The 17,204-nt window shown below is 68.6% G+C and carries 15 protein-coding genes and 1 pseudogene; 5 read left to right on the forward strand and 11 right to left on the reverse strand.

The window, feature by feature from the left end:
* The first annotated feature begins 5 nt into the window (after positions 1-5).
* The 3 genes from ABFX45_RS37460 to ABFX45_RS37470 are packed head-to-tail and all read left to right on the forward strand — an operon-like array spanning position 6 to position 2,942.
* Positions 6-941 (forward strand): ATP-binding cassette domain-containing protein, encoded by a 936-nt coding sequence (locus tag ABFX45_RS37460; RefSeq protein ID WP_109642139.1) that lies wholly within the window; start codon positions 6-8, stop codon positions 939-941.
* Positions 938-1,720 (forward strand): ABC transporter permease, encoded by a 783-nt coding sequence (locus tag ABFX45_RS37465; RefSeq protein WP_346135346.1) that lies wholly within the window; start codon positions 938-940, stop codon positions 1,718-1,720. The genes ABFX45_RS37460 and ABFX45_RS37465 overlap by 4 nt, the downstream gene beginning before the upstream one ends.
* Before the next feature lie 19 nt (positions 1,721-1,739).
* The gene (locus ABFX45_RS37470; RefSeq protein ID WP_346135348.1) at positions 1,740-2,942 is read left to right on the forward strand and encodes a cytochrome P450; all 1,203 of its coding nucleotides are present in this window, start codon (positions 1,740-1,742) and stop codon (positions 2,940-2,942) included.
* Between the two features lie 48 nt (positions 2,943-2,990).
* Here ABFX45_RS37470 and ABFX45_RS37475 read toward each other — a convergent pair whose 3' ends face one another.
* The 3 genes from ABFX45_RS37475 to ABFX45_RS37485 all read right to left on the reverse strand — a co-directional run bounded on the left by ABFX45_RS37475 (position 2,991) and on the right by ABFX45_RS37485 (position 6,651).
* Positions 2,991-3,692: an SDR family NAD(P)-dependent oxidoreductase gene (locus tag ABFX45_RS37475; protein WP_346135350.1), complete on the reverse strand. Its 702-nt coding sequence runs from the start codon at positions 3,690-3,692 to the stop codon at positions 2,991-2,993.
* Positions 3,662-5,602 carry a hypothetical protein gene (locus tag ABFX45_RS37480; protein WP_346135352.1) on the reverse strand — a complete coding sequence of 647 codons (1,941 nt, stop codon included), beginning with the start codon at positions 5,600-5,602 and terminating at the stop codon, positions 3,662-3,664. The genes ABFX45_RS37475 and ABFX45_RS37480 overlap by 31 nt, the downstream gene beginning before the upstream one ends.
* A 68-nt stretch (positions 5,603-5,670) precedes the next feature.
* Positions 5,671-6,651 (reverse strand): fatty acid desaturase family protein, encoded by a 981-nt coding sequence (locus tag ABFX45_RS37485; protein ID WP_109642150.1) that lies wholly within the window; start codon positions 6,649-6,651, stop codon positions 5,671-5,673.
* 463 nt (positions 6,652-7,114) lie between these two features.
* Here ABFX45_RS37485 and ABFX45_RS37490 point away from each other — a divergent pair.
* Positions 7,115-9,379: pseudogene (locus ABFX45_RS37490) on the forward strand (S8 family serine peptidase); the annotation flags it as partial.
* Between the two features lie 87 nt (positions 9,380-9,466).
* Complete coding sequence (locus ABFX45_RS37495) at positions 9,467-10,138, forward strand: GntR family transcriptional regulator (protein WP_346135355.1); 672 nt, start codon at positions 9,467-9,469, stop codon at positions 10,136-10,138.
* An 8-nt stretch (positions 10,139-10,146) separates the two neighbouring features.
* Here the strand turns inward: ABFX45_RS37495 and ABFX45_RS37500 are convergent, their stop codons facing one another.
* From ABFX45_RS37500 to ABFX45_RS37535, 8 genes are all read right to left on the reverse strand, one after another.
* Positions 10,147-10,881, reverse strand: coding sequence for an SDR family NAD(P)-dependent oxidoreductase (locus tag ABFX45_RS37500; RefSeq protein WP_109642158.1), 735 nt, complete (start codon positions 10,879-10,881; stop codon positions 10,147-10,149).
* A gap of 19 nt (positions 10,882-10,900) precedes the next feature.
* Complete coding sequence (locus ABFX45_RS37505) at positions 10,901-11,944, reverse strand: alanine racemase (protein ID WP_346135358.1); 1,044 nt, start codon at positions 11,942-11,944, stop codon at positions 10,901-10,903.
* Between the two features lie 60 nt (positions 11,945-12,004).
* Positions 12,005-12,496 (reverse strand): RidA family protein, encoded by a 492-nt coding sequence (locus ABFX45_RS37510; RefSeq protein WP_109642223.1) that lies wholly within the window; start codon positions 12,494-12,496, stop codon positions 12,005-12,007.
* 2 nt (positions 12,497-12,498) lie between these two features.
* Positions 12,499-13,266 carry an amino acid ABC transporter ATP-binding protein gene (locus ABFX45_RS37515; RefSeq protein ID WP_346135361.1) on the reverse strand — a complete coding sequence of 256 codons (768 nt, stop codon included), beginning with the start codon at positions 13,264-13,266 and terminating at the stop codon, positions 12,499-12,501.
* Positions 13,267-13,396: 130 nt separating this feature from the next.
* Entirely contained in the window at positions 13,397-14,185 is a 789-nt protein-coding gene (locus tag ABFX45_RS37520; RefSeq protein ID WP_346135363.1) for an amino acid ABC transporter permease, read from the reverse strand.
* Entirely contained in the window at positions 14,185-15,114 is a 930-nt protein-coding gene (locus ABFX45_RS37525) for an ABC transporter substrate-binding protein (protein WP_109642166.1), read from the reverse strand. Before ABFX45_RS37525 ends, ABFX45_RS37520 begins: the two co-directional genes overlap by 1 nt.
* Before the next feature lie 61 nt (positions 15,115-15,175).
* Positions 15,176-16,444 carry an NAD(P)/FAD-dependent oxidoreductase gene (locus tag ABFX45_RS37530; RefSeq protein WP_346135366.1) on the reverse strand — a complete coding sequence of 423 codons (1,269 nt, stop codon included), beginning with the start codon at positions 16,442-16,444 and terminating at the stop codon, positions 15,176-15,178.
* A gap of 37 nt (positions 16,445-16,481) precedes the next feature.
* A complete protein-coding gene (locus tag ABFX45_RS37535; RefSeq protein ID WP_346135368.1) occupies positions 16,482-17,162 on the reverse strand; it encodes a haloacid dehalogenase type II in 681 nt (226 codons plus the stop codon).
* Positions 17,163-17,204: the final 42 nt, after the last annotated feature.

A 17,204-nucleotide genomic window follows, 5' to 3' on the forward strand; every position in this document is an offset into this window, starting at 1 on the left:
ACTCCATGACCGCCATCAAGGCCACCGGCCTGCGCCGCTCGTACGGCGACCACGTCGTGCTCAAGGGCGTCGACCTGAACGTCCAGCGCGGCACCGTCTTCTCGTTGCTCGGCGCGAACGGCGCCGGCAAGACCACCACCGTCAAGATCCTGTCCACGCTGATCGGGGCCGACGGCGGCAGCGCGTCGGTCGCGGGTCACGACGTCGCGAGTGACCCCGTGGCCGTCCGCGCCGCGATCGGCGTCACCGGCCAGTTCTCCGCCGTCGACAACCTGCTGACCGGCAGGGAGAACCTGAAGCTGATGGCCGACCTGAACCACCTCGGCCGCACCGACGGCAAGCGCAAGGTCGAGCAGCTGCTGGAACAGTTCGACATCGCCGACGCGGCCGACAAGCCCGCGGCCTCCTACTCCGGTGGCATGCGGCGCCGGCTCGACCTCGCGATGACGCTGGTCGGGTCACCGCAGGTGATCTTCCTCGACGAGCCGACCACAGGGCTCGACCCGCGCAGCCGCCGCGCCATGTGGGACATCGTGCGGCGGCTCGTGGCCAGTGGCGTCACGATCTTCCTCACCACCCAGTACCTGGACGAGGCCGACGAGCTCGCCGACCGGATCGCGGTGCTGGACCACGGGAAGATCGTCGCGGAGGGCACCGCGGACGAGCTCAAGCGCCGCATTCCCGGTGGACACGTTCTCCTGCAGTTCAGCGATCCCCGCCACCTCGAGGCCGCCACGCGGGTCGTGCGCAACGCTTCCCGTGACGGTGAGGCGCTCGCGTTGCGCGTGCCGAACGACGGCAGCGTCGGCGCGCTGAAGGCACTGCTCGACCGACTCGACGAGCACTCGGTCCTGGTCGACTCGCTCAGCATGCACACCCCTGACCTCGACGACGTCTTCCTCGCCCTCACCGGCAAGCCCGAAACGGTGGCCCACTCATGACCCACGCACTGAGCGACTCGGCGACGATGGTGCGCCGCAACCTCAAGCGGATGATCCGCTACCCGTCGATGACGTTCCAGCTCCTGCTCATGCCGGTGATCTTCCTGCTGCTGTTCGTCTACGTCCTCGGCGGCACGCTCGGCGCCGGCATCGGCGGACCTGCCGGCGGGCGCGCGGAGTACCTGAACTACGTCACGCCGACGATCATCCTGATCGCGATCACCGCGGCGGTGCAGGGGACGACCATCTCGATCGCGTTGGACAGGACCGAGGGAATCGTCGATCGCTTCCGCACCATGGCGATCGCTCGGGTGTCCGTCCTCACCGGACACGTGGTGGGCAGCCTGATCCAGACGGTCCTCGCCATGGCGTTCGTCTTCGGTGTCGCGGTGCTGATCGGGTTCCGGTCACACGCGGGCGTGGTCGAGTGGCTCGCGGTGGCGGGTCTGCTGGTGGCCATGGCCTCCGCGCTCATCTGGCTCTCCGCCGCGTTCGGGCTGGTGAGCAAGACCGTCGAGGGGTCGAGCAACATCGGCCTGCCGCTGATGCTGCTTCCCTTCTTCGGCAACGGTTTCGTGCCGACCGACTCGATGCCGACGGTGCTGCGCTGGTTCGCCGAGTACCAGCCGTTCACGCCGTTCATCGACGCGCTGCGCGGCCTGCTGATGGGCACGCCGATCGGCAACAGCGGCTACATCGCGCTGGGCTGGTGCGCCGTCATCGGCTTCGGCGGCTACCTGTGGTCCAAGAAGCTCTTCAACCGTGAATCCACCCGCTGAAGCCCTGGGGAGACTTTCGATGACTGCCGTGCAAGGCCTTCCGATGGACCGCGACGTCAACCCGTTCGACCCGCCCAGCAGGATCACCGAGCTGCGCCGGACCAGCCCGGTCAGCCCGATGCTCTTCCCCGACGGCCACGAGGGCTGGCTCGTCACCGGCTACGACGAGGTCCGGCAGGTGCTGGCGGACACCAGGTTCAGCAACCGCCAGGACCTCGGCATCCTGCACGTGCCGTACCCGACGCCCGGCATGCCGGAGCAGACCGAACCCTCACCGCAGGTGCCGGGACTGTTCATCAGCATGGACCCGCCGGACCACACCCGGTTGCGGCGCAAGCTGACCGGCGCGTTCACCGTCAAGCGGATGAAGTCGCTGGAAGAGGGGATCATCGAGATCACCGAACGGCAGCTGGACGAGCTGGCGAAGCTCACGCCGCCGGTCGACCTGGTGCGGGAGTTCGCGCTGCCGGTGCCGTCGCTGGTGATCTGCGAGCTGCTCGGAGTTCCTTACGAGGACCGGGAAACGTTCCAGAGCAACTCCTCCAAGTTCATGGAGAGGGACGTGAACCTGGAAGACAAGATGGCCGCATACATGGCGTTGAACACGTACTTGGCCGAGCTCGTCGCCGGCAAGCGCGCCGAACCCGCCGACGACCTGCTGTCCGACCTGGCCCGAGACGAGGACCTCAGCATCGAGGAACTCACCGGCATCGCGTTCCTGCTGCTGCTCGCCGGCCACGAGACGACGGCGAACATGCTGGCACTGGGTACTTTCGCGCTGCTGGAGCACCCCGAGCAGATGGCCGAACTGCGGGCGAACGCCGAACTGGTCCCGGACGCCGTCGAGGAACTGCTGCGCTACCTGGCCGTCGCCGACGTCTTCTTCCGTTACGCGGCAGAGGACATCGAGCTCGGCGGGCACACGATCCGCGAGGGATCGACCGTCATCGTCTCGTTGCTGGCGGGCAACCACGACTCCGGGAAGTTCGAGAACGCCGACATGCTGGACATCCACCGCAACGCGCGTGGGCACCTGTCCTTCGGGCACGGCGTCCACCAGTGCCTCGGTCAGCAGCTGGCCCGCATCGAGATGCGCGCCGGGTTCGAGGGTCTGCTGCGCCGGTTCCCGGGCCTTCGGCTCGCGGTTCCTGCCGGTGAGGTGAAGCTCAGGACCGACATGAACATCTACGGCGTGCACGCCCTGCCGGTCACCTGGGCGTAGTACGAGGCCGGGTGCACCGCGGGCACCCGGCCTCTGCGAACCTCGGCTCTACACGGTGAATCCACCGTCAGCGTTGATGCTGGCGCCGGTGACGTACGCACCGGCATCGCCCGCCAGCGCCGCCACCACTTCGGCGATCTCCGCCGGTTTCCCGTAGCGTCCCAGCGCGGTCAGCCCGCTGATCGTCTCCGCCATCGGCCCGTCCGCCGGGTTCATGTCCGTGTCGGTAGGACCGGGGTTGACGATGTTCGCCGTGATGCCTCGCGGCCCCAGCTCCCGCGCAAGACCCTTCGTCATGCCGATGAGCGCGGTCTTGCTGGCCGAGTAGAGCGCGAAGCCGGGAAACGGTGCGTACACAGCGACATTGCTGCCGATGCTGATGATGCGCCCGCCCTCGTGCATGTGCCGCGCCGCCGCTCGTGCCGCGAGATACGGCGCGCGCACGTTCACCGCCATCGTGTGGTCGAACTCTTCCTTCCCCAGCTCCTCCAGCGGTCCCACCTGGAACACCGCCGCGTTGTTGACGAGCACGTCGAGCCGCCCGAACTCCGCCGCGGCCGCATTTACCGCCGCGACAACGGCTTCGGGGTCGGCGCTGTCCGCCTGAAGCGCGAACACGTTGTCCGGCTTGGTGTTCTGGTACGTCACGGCGACCCGCGCGCCCAGAGCGGCGAGCTTCTCCGCCACAGCAGCCCCGATCCCGCGGCTGCCTCCGGTGATCAGAGCTGCTTTTCCGTCAAGTGATCCCATGTGGACCAGCTTGGCGGAATGCTCAGGTGGGTTCTGGCGGGAATCGGACCGTCAGTTGGCGCCTCTGGTGTACGCCCACGCGGTGCGGTTGACGGTGTCCTCGATCCGGTGAAACCCTCGCCGGGGTTGAGCACGTCCTCGGTGAAGTCGACATCGATGTCGTCAGCGGTGCCGCCGATGCCGTCCGGCCCGACCCCGAACATCCCCTTCGGGTTGCCGCCCTGGTCCATGATGCTGTCGAGTGCGTTGAACTGGTCCTGGTGCCAGCTGCCCGACATGTGCCCCGCCTCGTGGGCGGTGATGTTGCCGATCGCCCTGCCGATGAACGCCGTGCGGTTGCTGGCCGGGGTGATGTAGGTGTTCAGCGAGGTGCGTGACTGGCCGGCGGGTGAGCTGAGCACGTCCAGCAGCACCAGCGAGGTCTCCTCCTTGCCGAAGTTGCCCGCGTCGATCGACTGCGCGATGCCGACGGTGGGGATGCCGGACTCGGCGATCGAGCCACCGATGACCACCCTGCTGACGTTCGGCCGGCCCCACGGGTCGGCGTGGTCGCGGCTGTTGAGGATCCGCACGGCGAACCGCCTGTTGGTGCCCTTGTGGGCCAGGTCGTGCTCGATGTTCTCGCGCACGGACGCGATCACGGAGTCGATCACCGCGTTCTCGTCGGCGTCGGTGAGACCCCAGCCGGGCAGGAACTTCCTGAGCGGCGAGAGATCCCGGTTGCCGCCAGGCTCGGCCCCGTAGATGCGGGTGTTGACGCGCGCGCCGTCGAAGTCGAGGAAGATCGTCAGCACCTCGGGCCGCGGGTTGAGCTCCGAACCGGGGCGGTAGGCCTCGACCGTGACGTCGTAGCGGCCCTCGCCGTGCTCGACGCCGACGGCGTAGCGGCCGTCCCTCGGCGCCACGAAGTCGGCGACGGCGTTGCCGCCGGCGGGCATCGGCGAGTTGTCGGAGTACAGGAAGCTGAAGTCCTGCGACGAACCGAAGACCTCGCGGCCTGCCGGGTCGTGGATCACGACCCTGGTCGCCCTGCCCGCCGCCGACGCGCCGAGCACGTCGCCGGCCTTCAGGTCGACGGAGAAGTGGTCCCTGTCCACCTGACCGTCTCCGGTCGCGATGGTGAGGTCGTACGGGCCCTCGGTGGTGACCCTCTTGCCGGTGCCGGGCTTCATCGGGTCGGTCGGGAGTGAACCGGGCCCGGCCGCGGCGACCATGACGTGGACGTCTGTTCCCGGCGCCACGAAGACCTGCAGCCTGCTGTCGGTGGTGCCCGCGAGGTTGTCGTGCTGCAAGAGCAGCTGGCCGTCCGCGCTGTAGGCGGCGAGGAACGTGTCCAGGTCACCGGTCGGCGTGTGCGTCTCGACTGTCGCGACCAGTCCGGTCGCGCCGCCGGTCAGCCGGTAGAAGTCGTGGTCACCGGTGCCGTCACCGCCGCTGCCGTGCGGCCCGTCACCGATCGTCCCGCTGGTGCGCAGAGCCCGTCCGCGCGCGGGTACGCCGGTGTTGCTGCCGAGCGGGATCGCGTCGTTGGTCTCGGCGAACGGCGGCACCGCGGGCACCGTCGGGTCGGCCGCGAGGTCCCCGGTCAGCGCGAGCTTCGGGTTCTTGCCCCTGCCGGTGCCGAACCCAGCTACGTGCTCGGCCTTCGCGGGCGTGTCGTTGGTGCCCTGCGCGGTCTCCTTCTCGTGGTACGCGAGCGGCTGGCCGGCGCTCCGCACGGTCGCGCGCGCCTGCTTGCGGGCTTCCCGGTTGCGGTGCACGGCGGCCCAGTCGACCTGGGCCTCGGCCGGCAGGAACGCGAGCATCGGGTCGGGCTGGCTCAGCCGCGGCGTCTCGGCGGCGGACTGGCCCGCCGCGACGATCGACAACGCCACACCTGCGGCGAGGACGCCCAGGAGTCGTTTGCGCATGTTCAGTTCCCCCAGTTCGGTCTGCACCCGAGGAAACCAGCGCCGTACGCCGAGAACGAGCTATTTGGTCAGGCCTTGTCCAGTTTCGGACATTTCATCTCGTGCAGGTGTTGCAACACGTACCCGTACGAACGGAACAGCCCGCACTGCGCGTAGGAAATCCCGCGCTGCCGGCAGAACTCGCTCACGATCAGCTGCGCGTGCTTCAGGTGCGGCCGCGGCATGCTCGGGAACAGGTGGTGCTCGATCTGGTAGTTCAGCCCGCCGAGCAGGAAGTCGGTGAACCAGCCGCCGCGGATGTTGCGCGACGTCAGCACCTGCTTGCGCAGGAAGTCGAGCGTGTGCCCGGCCGACAGCACCGGCATGCCCTTGTGGTTGGGGGCGAAGGAGCAGCCCATGTAGAAGCCCCACAATCCCTGGTGCACCACCACGAACGCGATCGCGTACACGGGGGAGAGCACCCAGAACACCACGGCCAGGTACACGACGACGTGCGCGATCATCAGGGGACGCTCGCGTCCCGAATGCCTGATCGAGTGCAGGTGCAGCGCAAAGCCTTCGAGCAGCAGCAACGGGAAGAACAACACCGCCTGGTGCGAGGCGATCCACCGCAGAGGCCCGCGCTTGGACGCTGCCTGCCGTTGCGTGAACGCCAGCACCGAGATGTCGACGTCCGGGTCCTCGTCCTCGTGGTTCGGGTTGGCGTGGTGGCGGTTGTGCTTGGCGACCCACCAGTCGTAGCTGACCCCGGTAAGTCCACTGTGGACGTACCCGGCGATCTCGTTCCACCTCCTGGAGGTGAAGATCTGCTTGTGCCCCGCGTCGTGCCCGATGAACGCCATCTGCGTCGTCATGACCGCCAGCACGGCCGCCACCGCCAGTTGCCACCACGAGTCACCCAGCAGCGCGAACGCCACCCAGGCCCCCGCGTAGACAGCCAGGTTCGCGGTGATCCTGGCGTAGTAATAGCCGCGACGCCGAGCCAGCAGGCCCGCCTGCTTGATCTCGGTGGACAACTGGGCGAAGTCGCTCGCCTGCCGGAGTGCCATTTGCGCAGTATGCCCCGTCGTGGCGACAGGGCTGTGCACGCCCGATGAAGCGAGCGTGGCTACCAGGACACGAGGCAGAACGGGTGCCCGGCGGGGTCCGCGTGGACGTGGAACCGCTCGCCACCGCCTGCCGGCCTGCGCGCGCCCAGGTCGTCGACGGCACGTCGAGGTGCAGATGCGCCGACTCCTGCGGCCACGCCGGCGGCTGCCAGCTGCTGACCCGCGCGAACGCCACGCCGGGGCGGCCCGGGGGCGTCGTGTCAGCGTCCGATCATGCGCCGGATCCTGGCACCGCATGCGGACAGCCACCGTCCTGGTTCTGTTAACGCTTGATCAAATGCAACCCGCAGGCGCGCGTTCGGGGTTTCGAGGAAGTGAGCGGCTGACGTGGAATGGGCCGCGGCCAAGGCCGAGGTCGTCAACATGAGCCTGGGTACCAACAGCCCCCAGCAACGGCACCGATCTCGTGTCGCAGGCCGTCAACCGGCTCACCGCGGAGCACGGCGCGTTGTTCGTGGTCTCGGCGGGCAACTCCGGCCGCCCGGTCGCCTCACCCGCGGCCGCCGACGCCGCGCTGACCGTCGGCGCGGTCGAGCGCGACGACAGGCTGGCGGGTTTCTCCAGCCGTGGCCCGCGCATCGGTGACGGCGCCATCAAGCCGGACATCACCGCTCCCGGCGTGGACATCGTCGCGGCGAAGGCCAAGCACGGTGTCATCGGAACTCCGGTCGGCGAAGGCCACGTCGCCCTGTCCGGCACGTCGATGGCGGCACCGCACGTCGCGGGCGCCGCGGCGATCCTCGCGGCGAAGAACCCCGCGTGGTCCCCGCTGGAGATCAAGACCACGCTGATGAACAGCGCCAAGCCCCACGCCGACTCCGGTGTCTTCGACCAGGGCGCCGGACGCGTCGACGTGGCCCGCGCGGTCACCTCGAGCCCGGTCGCCACGCCGGCCAGCGTCAGCTTCGGCACGGCCCGCTGGCCGCACGACGACGACCAGCCGATCACCAAGAAGATCACCTATCGCAACACCGGCAGCGAACCGCTCACGCTCGACCTGAGCATCGCCGAGCAGAAACCCCCGGCGACCGGCATGTTCAGCGTGTCCCCTGCGAAGCTGACCGTCCCGGCGGGCGGCACCGCGGAGGCCACGGTCACCGCCGACACCCGCGTGGCCGGTCCGGACGGCTTCTACGGCGCCGCGGTCGTCGCCTCCAACGGCGCCCGCGTGCCAATCGGCGTGCACAAGGAGCCGGAGAGCTACGACGTCACGTTCAACTACGTCGGCCACGACGGCAAGCCGGGCAACGCGTTGCGTTACCTGCTGATCGGCGCCGGCGCCAGCACGGTCCTCGAGGGTGCGGCACCGACCGGCACGGCGAAGCTCCGGTTGCCCAAGGGCAAGTACTTCATGAGCACCTACTTCGAGACGACCAGGACGGATCCGGGCACGCGCGGCAAGCTCACCGTGGTGTACGAACCGTCCATTGAGGTCACCGGTGAGAAGACCGTCACCTTCGACGCCCGTACCGCGGCCCAGCCGTCGATCACCGTCGACCGCCAGGACGCCTCGCCGGCGTACGGGTCGCTGTCCGTGCGGATGAGCACCCCGGACTTCGGGTTCGGCGGCGGCTGGGGCATGCGTGACTGGACGGGCTTCTACGTCCACCCGTCCGCCACGTCGGCCTCGGGCTTCGAGTGGTCCGCGAGCAGTGTGTTCGCCAGGAAGAACGCCGAGGGCGGCTTCTACGGCAGCCCGTACCAGTTCCACTCGCAGGCCTCGGGCAAGGACCGGATGCCCGCCGCGATCAGGCACAGCGACCGCGAACGGGACATGGCGAGGGTCGACGCCACGATGAAGGCACGCATCCCCGGCTCGACCGGTGGCCGCAACAACGGCGTCCAGGGCCCGCTGCCGTTCAGGCTGACCGAGTTCTACACGCCGGGGGTGGCGTGGAGCCGGTGGCTGATCGAGGTGACCGACCCGAACTCGCAGCCGACCTTCGTCGACGACGCGGCCCCGAGGACGTTCCGGCGCGGTGCAAGGAGCACCGAGCAGTGGAACACCGCCGTGTTCGGCCCGGCTTTCCCCGCGCTCCCGAGCGAGATGGCCGGGTCGTGGGGCTCGCGCCTGGGTGACCAGCTGTACCTGAACGCGCAGCTGTTCGCGGACGGCACCGGCGAGCACTCGACGTTCGACTTCGGCAGCAGCAGCGGCACCACCAGGCTGACCGCGAACGGCAAGGTCGTCGCCGAGTCCACGACGCCGGGCCAGCTGTACACCCCGGTACCCGCGGCGAAGACGACCTACCAGCTGCACACCGAGGGCAACCGGGCGCCGCTGTCGTCGAAGGTGACGGCGGACTGGACGTTCACGTCCGAGACCGTCCCGGGCGACCGGTCGAAGGAGCTGCCGCTGCTCGCGGTGCGGTTCGCGCCGAGGCTCGACGACCACAACCAGGCACGGGCGGGCAGCGTGCTCACGATCCCGGTGACCGTGCAGCGCAACGGCGCCGGGGCCGTCACCGACGTCCGCACGCCGGAGGTCCAGGTCTCCTTCGACGAGGGCAAGACCTGGCAGCGGACGCTCGTGTTCAAGGCGGGGAACAAGTGGCTGCTCACGCTGCCGCACCCGAAGAACGCGAAGTCGGTGTCGTTCAAGGCGAAGGCCGGTGACGCGCACGGGACCGTCGACCAGACGATCCTCCAGGCGTACACGCTGAAGTGACGCCAGGTGGGGAGGGACCGGTCCGCCGGTCTCTCCCCACTCCTCTCCCGGTATATAGTCGACAAACGACCGAGGGAGGCGGCGGGGATGGACCGCAAGTTCAAGTGGCTCGAAGACCGGACGACGACGCCCGACGGCGTCTACCGGGTGTTGCGTGCCGCCATTCTCGACGGAACCGTGCCTCCTGGCGGGCAGCTGCGTGAGGCGCACATCGCCGCGGATCTCGGGATCAGCCGGTCCCCGCTGCGTGAAGCGCTCACGAAGCTGGAGGAGGAGGGGCTCATCGTGAAGATCCCCTACCGCGGTGCGTTCGTCGCCGAGGTGAGCGCCCAGGACGTCGCCGAGATCGACTCGATCCGCCTGCTCGTCGAGCCGTACGCCGCCGAGCTCGCGTTCGACGCGCTGCGCGGTTCCGAGCGGTCGAGGTTGCTGCAGACCACCGAGGATCTCCGCGCGGCCCTGGAGAAGAACGACATTCCGGCCAGCGTCGACGCGCACCTCGGCTTCCACCGGCTCTTCTACGACCTCTCGGGGAACGGCGCTCTGCGGAACCTCTGGCACGGCTGGGAGACCAAGCTGCGTCTCTACCTCAGCGTCGATCACCAGACCTACAGCGACCCGCGCGATCTGGCCGTCGAGCACGAGCGGCTGGCCGCCGTCGCGCTGGAGGGCTCCATCGACGAGTTCCGCGAGGAGCTGGCCGCCCACTTCCAGACGGGGCTCAGCGGCAAGGCGGAGGTTCATCCCCGGCAGGCGTGAGGCCATGCTCAGAACGCGGTGTACCCGCCGTCGACCGGCAGGACCGCCCCGGTGACGTACGACGACTCCGCCGACGCGAGGAAGAGGACCGCGTCGGCGACCTCCTGCGGGGTGGCGAGGCGCTGGAGCGGGATCTGTGACTCGCGTTCGCGGCGGTGGGCCTCGGGATCGGCACTGCGCTGGAACGACGCCTCGATGATCGGCGTGACGGTCAGGCCGGGTGCGACGACGTTGACGCGGATGTTGCGCGAGGCCCATTCGATCGCCGCACCCTTGGCGAGCATGATGAGGCCGCCTTTGGCCGCGGAGTACAGGACCTCCCCCGCCTTGCCGACCATGCCGAGCCGTGAGCTGACGCAGACGAACGAGCCTCCCGCGGCGGGCATCAGCGGCGCGAAGTGCTTCATCACCAGGAACGCGCTGAGCAGGTTGCTCTCGAGCACGTTCCTCGCGTCCTCATAGGACATCTCGGTGAGCGGACTGCTCGCCTGCAGACCGTGGTTGAGGACGACGACGTCCACGGTGCCGAACGACTCGGCGGCCCGGCGAGCCAGTGCTTCGACGAACGCCTCGTCGTTGAGGTTGCCCGGGACGTACAGGTCGTCCGGCTGAGCGCTGCCGAGCCGCTCCCTGCGGCCGGTGAGGAGCAGTCGTGCGCCCTCACGGCGGAAGCGGGAGCACACCGCCTCGCCGATGCCGCTGCCGGCGCCGGTCACCAGGGCCGTGACGTTGTCGAGTCTCATGTCGGGCAACTCCTGTAGGTCAGCTGAGGAAGCCGCGGGCGTCGACCGGCCACCGCTCCAGCGACGTGCCGGTGCTGTCGGTGACGATCAGCTCCTCGAAGTTGAGGATGACCGGGCAGACGTGGTTCGGCACCACGGGGAGCACGGTGCCGATGGTGGGCCGGGACTCGCCGCCGGGCAGCGCGAGGAATCCGTGGTACTCGTTGAGCTTGGCGAGCACGGCCTTCGTGCCGGCGACACCGCCGTAGCCGCGTTCCGGACTGCCCTCCCGGCTGAGGGCTTTGGTGCCGGTGTCGACGATGACCTGGTCAGGAAACCAGTCGCTGACCACGGTGGCGGCGACGAACAGCGCGACCTGGTCGTCCGTGCAGGCGCCGAGCCGGGTGTTGTTGAGGTCGCAGAAGACGTACTCGCCGGGACGGATCTCGGTGATCACGCTGCTGGTGGTGAACTCGACCGTTGGTGTGGAGCCGGCGCTGACCACCTGCGCGGTGATCCCGGCGGCGGCGAGGCAGCGCACCGCGGTGACGAGAGCGGCGTCCTGGTCCCGCGAGGCGCGCACGCGAGCGTCCGGACCTGAGCTGCCGTGACCCGGATACGTGAAGACACCCACCGGCACCATGCCGCGTCTGCGGGCGGCCAGTGCGAGGTCGCCCGCGAGCTCGGGCGGCGCCCCGGAACGCCGGGCACCGCAGTCCACCTCGATCACGACCTCCAGCCGGTCCGGTTCACCTTCCATGGCGTCGGCGAGCGCCTCGATCGCCGCCACGTTGTCGACGCCGACCCGCAGCCGGACGGACTCGGCGAGCCGACGGATCCGCGCGCCCTTCGTCCCCGACGGCCAGACCGGATAGGCCAGGAAGATGTCGTCGAAGCCCGCCGCGGCGAAGACCTCGGCCTCACCGACGTTGCCCGCGGTGATCCCGGTCGCGCCCGCCGCGACCTGGCGCCGGCCGATCTCCACGCACTTGTGCGTCTTGACGTGGGGCCTGACGCCGAGACCGCGCTGATCGGCGAAGTCCTGCATGCGCTCGATGTTGTTCTGCATGACGTCGGCCAGCACGATGGGCGGCCGGGGTGTCGATCCGCTCGCTCAGCGCGTCGAGTGCTCGCTGGAGCCGGTTCACGGTGTTTCCTCGTGCTGAACCGCGGTGCAGATCATCTGGATCTCGACGGGACTGTTGCGCGGCAGCCCGGCGACGCCGATCGCGGTGCGTGCGTGCCGTCCGTTCTCGCCCAGTACCTCGACGAGGAGCTCACTGGCCGCGTCGGCGACTCGCGACTGCTCACCCAGATCCGGCGTGCTGGCCACGAACACCAGCATCTGCACGATCCGCACCCGGTCCAGATCTCCCACCGCGTCCGCGGCGATCGCGAGCGCGTTGAGCGCGGTCTGGCGGGCGAGTTCTCGCGCCGTCGGCACGTCGACGTCCCTGCCGACGATGCCCTGGCCCATCAGCTCGCCGTCGCGGTACGGCAGCTGGCCCGAGATGTGGATGGCGGAGTCCACCGCCCGGTGGTTCACGAAGTACGGGCTCGCGCCGAAGCCGAGGGCAGGAAGCTCCAGGCCGAGCGCCTCGAGCCGATCAGAAGCCCGCGCGGTCGCATTGATCATCGTCACAGCACCCTTTCCAGGAACTCCTGGGTCCGCTTCTCCTTCGGGTTGGCGAGCACTTCCCGTGCGTCGCCGCGTTCGACCGCGATGCCGTCGTCCATGAAGAGCACTTCGTCGGCGACGTCGCGGGCGAAGCCCATCTCGTGGGTGACCAGCAGCATGGTCATGCCGTTGTGGGCCAGGTCGCGCATCACACCGAGCACTTCGCCGACGAGTTCGGGGTCGAGTGCGCTGGTGGGTTCGTCGAACAGCATGATGCTGGGGTCCATGGCGAGGGCGCGGGCGATGGCGACGCGTTGCTGCTGGCCGCCGGAGAGTTGGGCGGGGTACTTGTGGCCGCAGCCGCTGAGGCCGACCTGGGCCAGCAGTTCCTGGGCCCGTTCCCTGGCGGCCTTGCGGTCGGTCTTCTTGACCAGCACCGGCCCGGACATGACGTTGCTTTCCGCGGTCATGTTGGGGAACAGGTTGAACTGCTGGAAGACCATGCCGATGCGGGCACGCTGCTCAGTCAGCCTTTGCGGGCGTACGGCGTGGTAGGCGTTGTCCTTCTCGACGTAGCCGAAGTCCTCGCCGTTGACCCGCAGCACGCCGCGGTCGACGGTTTCGAGGCCGTTGACGCAGCGGAGCAGTGTCGACTTGCCGGATCCGCTGGGCCCGATGATGCAGGAGATCTCCCCGGCGGACACCGTCAGGTCGATCTCGCGCAGCACCTGGTGGCTGCCGAAGCTCTTGCAGAGCTTGCGGGCGAAGATCGTTCCGTCGGCTTTCACAGCAACGACTCCTTCGTCGCGGTGGCGACCGCGGCCTGCCTGCGGGTGGAGCGGGAGAAGCGGCGCTCGATCATGGACTGCGGCACGCTGAGCGCGAGGGTCATGATCAGGTACCAGAGGCTGGCGACGATCAGCAGCGGAATGGTTTGTAGGTGCGGGCGTAGATGGACTGCGCGCTGTTGAGCAGTTCGGCCACGCCGAGGACGCTGACCAGTGAGGTGCCCTTGAGCATGCCGATCACCTGGTTGCCGGTGGCGGGGATGATCGCGGGCATGGTCTGCGGGATGATCACGTGGCGGAGCCTGGTGAAACCGCTCATTCCCAGCGAGTCGGCGGCCTCGTACTGGCCGCGGTTCACCGACGCGAAGCCGCCGCGGATGATCTCCGCCATGTAGGCGGCCTCGTTCAGCGTCAGGCCCACGATGGCCGCGGTCAGCGGGGTCATCAGCGCGTTGACGTCCACCGGGTTGGAGATGTCGGTGAACGGGATGCCGAGGGAGACGTTCGGGTACAGCGCGGCGATGTTGAACCAGAAGATCAGCTGCACCAGCACCGGTGTGCCGCGGAAGAACGTGATGTACAGCCGGGCCAGACCGGAGATCGGGGGCTGGTGCGACATCCGCATGATCGCGAGCAGCAACCCGAGCAGCGTGCCCAGGCCCATGCTGACCACCGTCAGGACCAGCGTGAGGAGCAGACCGTCCAGAATGGACCGAGTGGTGAGGTAGCTGAACACCACCGGCCACTGGTAGTTCTCGTTGGTCACCGTCGTGTAGACCAGGCCGGCGACGACCGCGATCGCGGCCGCCCAGCAGAGGTAGTCGCGCGGACGCTTCGGCGTGATCCGCTTCTTGTGCTCTGGCAGCAGTTCCGGCAACGGCCGGCTCCCGGTCGGAGAAGTGGTCGTGGTCGTCGACATCACTGCCCCAGCGGAACGGCCATCGCCGCGGTCTCGATGCCGAGGCCCTGGAAGCCCCAGCGATCAAGGGCTTCGGCGTACTTGGGACTGTCGATGATGGACTGCACGGCCGCCTGGATGGCCGGGGTCAGCGCGGAACCCTTGGGCAGTGCGACGTTCACCTTCGCGGAGACCACCCGCTCCGGCAGGACCTCCAGCACGTTCGGCTGCCGCTTGGCCGCCCACGACAGCGAGGTGAAGTCGTACATCACCGCGTCGAGGCGCTTGGAGGCGAGCTGGGTCAGCGAGTCGTTGACGCTCGGCAGGGTCACTCCGGTGATGGCCTGCTTGCCCTGGCTCGTGCAGTCCTTCTCGCTCAGCTGTGGCAGCCACTTGATTTCCGCCGTGGTACCGGACTGCACGCCGACGCGGCGTCCGCACAGGTCGTGGACGGTCAGCTTCTGCGGGTTCCCGCGAGGTACGGCGACCCCGGTGCCGTTCTGGAAGTAGTTGATCATGTCGAGCACCTTCAGCCGCTCCGCGGTGGCGCCCATGGTGGTCGCGGTGAAGTCGAACCGCCCGCCCTGCAGACCGGGGATGATGGTGTCGAACTTGACGTTGTCGATCTGCAGCTTCACCCCGAGCTTGGCCGCGATCAGCCGCGCCATGTCCGGGTTGAACCCGATCGGGGTCTTGTTGTCCGTCGCCATGAACGTGGTGGGCGGACTCGACAGGTCCATCGCCACCGAGATCGTGCCCTTGGCCTTCACGGCTTCCGGCAGCAGCTTCACCGCCGCCGGGTCCGGCTGCACGCCCACCGAGATGTCGTCGGTGTGCTCGACCTGGTCGGAGCCGGCGGGCTGGGTTGCTTCGACCGACCCGCACGCGACGAGTGCGAAGGTCAGGGATGTCGCGATGATCGTGGCACGCAAGGGTGTTGAGGCTCGCATGGTGGCCGTCCTTCATCAACTGGGAAGGTGCGCAGGTTTGAGGCGTGGCGGAACGCCTACTTCACGGATCCTTGAACTTGTAGAAGGCACCCGCGAAAGGCAGGAACCAGGGCGGGCCGAAGTGGCCGGGGATCCGGTTGAACTTCAAGTCACGCCACGGGTTCGCGGTCACGGTGCCGTTCAGGTACTCGGCCATCTGCTTGCCCATGTGCGTGGCCATCTGGACACCGTGGCCGGAGTAGCCGAGCGAGTAGAACAGTCCGTCGCGCTCGCCGGCGTGGACCATGCGGTCCATGCTCATGTCGACCAGTCCGCCCCAGCAGTAGTCCACCCGCGCGTTCGCGAGCTGTGGGAAGAACTCGGTCATCCCCCGCTGCAGGATGCGCCCGCACTTCTCGTCCGACTGCGGGTTGGACATGGTGAACCGGGCGCGACCACCGAACAGCAGTCGGTGGTCCGGCGTGATCCTGAAGTAGTTCAGCAGGTTCTTGGAAGTCGACGCCATCCGCCGGGTCGGCAGCAGCTCGTCGCAGGCGTCCTCGCTCAGCGGCTCGGTCACGATGATGAAGCTGCCGACGGGCGCGATCCTGACCTGCTGCCAGCGGAACGGCCGCCCGGTGTAGCCGCTGGTGGCGACGAGGACCTGGTCGGCACGGACGGTGCCCCGCGCGGTGACCAGCTCGTGCTTCGTGCCGCCCAGCCCGCGGAACTGCTCGACCGGCGCCTTCTCGTGGATCGTGGCGCCCGCCCGCACGGCCGCCTCGGCGAGTCCCTTGGTGAACTTGCCGACGTGCAGCCCCGCACTCCTGGAGTCGACCATCGCACCGTGGAACTGGTCGGAGCCGATCTCCGCGCGGAGTTCGTTCCTGCCCACCACGCGGTGCTCGAAACCAAGCCCGGACAGCATCTCGGCGGTCTTGCGCATGCCGTCGAGGTGAGCGGGCCTGGACGCGAGGTTCAGCTTGCCGGTGCGGGCGAAGTCGCAGTCGATGCCCTCGTCGCTGATGACCTTCTCCACGGTGTCGACCGCGTCGTGGTAGGCCAGGAGGTACGCCTTCGCGATGTCCAGCCCGTAGCGGCTGACCGCGTCGCGGAAGCCGATCGACAGACCGGTCGTGGCCATCCCGCCGTTGCGGCCCGACGCACCCCAGCCCACCGTCTCCTTCTCGAAGACGTGCACGTTGGCGCCCTTGCGGGCCAGGTGCAGTGCCGCTGACAGGCCGGTGAGGCCGGCTCCCACGATCGCGACGTCGACGTGGCCGCCGATGTCGGTGCGCGACCGGTCAGGGCCCTGCGGAGCGGTGTCCAGCCAGTACGGGGTGAACTTCATCGCTGTCCTCCTGCCGTTGCGATCGGTCGTCCACGCCTCAAGGCCGCGGCAGACCGAAGAGGACGGGGAGGTCGGCGATGTCGGTGATCCGCTTGCAGCCGAGCCACGGGTGGTCCGGCTCGAAGCCGCGGTCCATGTACACCTTGTTCTCGAAGCCCATGACGGTCGCGGAGCGGAGGTCGTACTTCGGGCTCGCTGAGACCCACACGATCTCGTCGGGCGTCGCGCCGAGCTTGTCCAGCGTGTACTGGAACGCGTGCAGCCGCAGCTTGTAGGCGCGCATCTGCTCGGCGGTGATGACGACCTCGAACGGAGCCTGGAGGTTCTCCACGAGGCTCGGCGCGTGGGCGTCGTCGGTGTTCGTCACGATGACCAGCGGGTACTCCTCGGCCAGGCGCCGAAGTGCCTCGGTGACACCGGGGTAGGGGCCGAACGTGGGGATCTGCTCGTACACCGCCTCACCGTCACCGGCGCGGTACTCCAGGCCGAAGTGACGCATGGTGCGCTCCAGCGAGTTGGCGACGATCTGGTGGAACGGCTTCCAGTCGCCCAGGGTCTCGTCGTACCGGAACTCGTTGCCCGTCCGCAGGAACTCGTCGGCGAGCTCGGCGGGGAGCCGGTCGCCCAGGACCTGACGGATCACGTCGTTGATGCGGAAGCGGATCAGCGTCCCGTTCATGTCGAACGTGACGAACTTCGGCTTGCTCGCGAACTCCACGGTGTCCTTCAGTGCTGGTGCTGGCGTGCCGGTTGTCGATTG

Origin of the sequence: Lentzea roselyniae (genome assembly GCF_039537795.1) — a bacterium.
Taxonomy (GTDB): domain Bacteria; phylum Actinomycetota; class Actinomycetes; order Mycobacteriales; family Pseudonocardiaceae; genus Lentzea; species Lentzea atacamensis.

Coding starts and splice junctions, on each gene's coding strand:
- ABFX45_RS37460 (WP_109642139.1), top strand. CDS start 6: ATGACCGCCATCAAGGCCACCGGCCTGCGCCGCTCGTACGGCGACCAC.
- ABFX45_RS37465 (WP_346135346.1), top strand. CDS start 938: ATGACCCACGCACTGAGCGACTCGGCGACGATGGTGCGCCGCAACCTC.
- ABFX45_RS37470 (WP_346135348.1), top strand. CDS start 1,740: ATGACTGCCGTGCAAGGCCTTCCGATGGACCGCGACGTCAACCCGTTC.
- ABFX45_RS37475 (WP_346135350.1), bottom strand. CDS start 3,692: ATGGGATCACTTGACGGAAAAGCAGCTCTGATCACCGGAGGCAGCCGC.
- ABFX45_RS37480 (WP_346135352.1), bottom strand. CDS start 5,602: ATGCGCAAACGACTCCTGGGCGTCCTCGCCGCAGGTGTGGCGTTGTCG.
- ABFX45_RS37485 (WP_109642150.1), bottom strand. CDS start 6,651: ATGGCACTCCGGCAGGCGAGCGACTTCGCCCAGTTGTCCACCGAGATC.
- ABFX45_RS37495 (WP_346135355.1), top strand. CDS start 9,467: ATGGACCGCAAGTTCAAGTGGCTCGAAGACCGGACGACGACGCCCGAC.
- ABFX45_RS37500 (WP_109642158.1), bottom strand. CDS start 10,881: ATGAGACTCGACAACGTCACGGCCCTGGTGACCGGCGCCGGCAGCGGC.
- ABFX45_RS37510 (WP_109642223.1), bottom strand. CDS start 12,496: ATGATCAATGCGACCGCGCGGGCTTCTGATCGGCTCGAGGCGCTCGGC.
- ABFX45_RS37520 (WP_346135363.1), bottom strand. CDS start 14,185: ATGTCGACGACCACGACCACTTCTCCGACCGGGAGCCGGCCGTTGCCG.
- ABFX45_RS37525 (WP_109642166.1), bottom strand. CDS start 15,114: ATGCGAGCCTCAACACCCTTGCGTGCCACGATCATCGCGACATCCCTG.
- ABFX45_RS37530 (WP_346135366.1), bottom strand. CDS start 16,444: ATGAAGTTCACCCCGTACTGGCTGGACACCGCTCCGCAGGGCCCTGAC.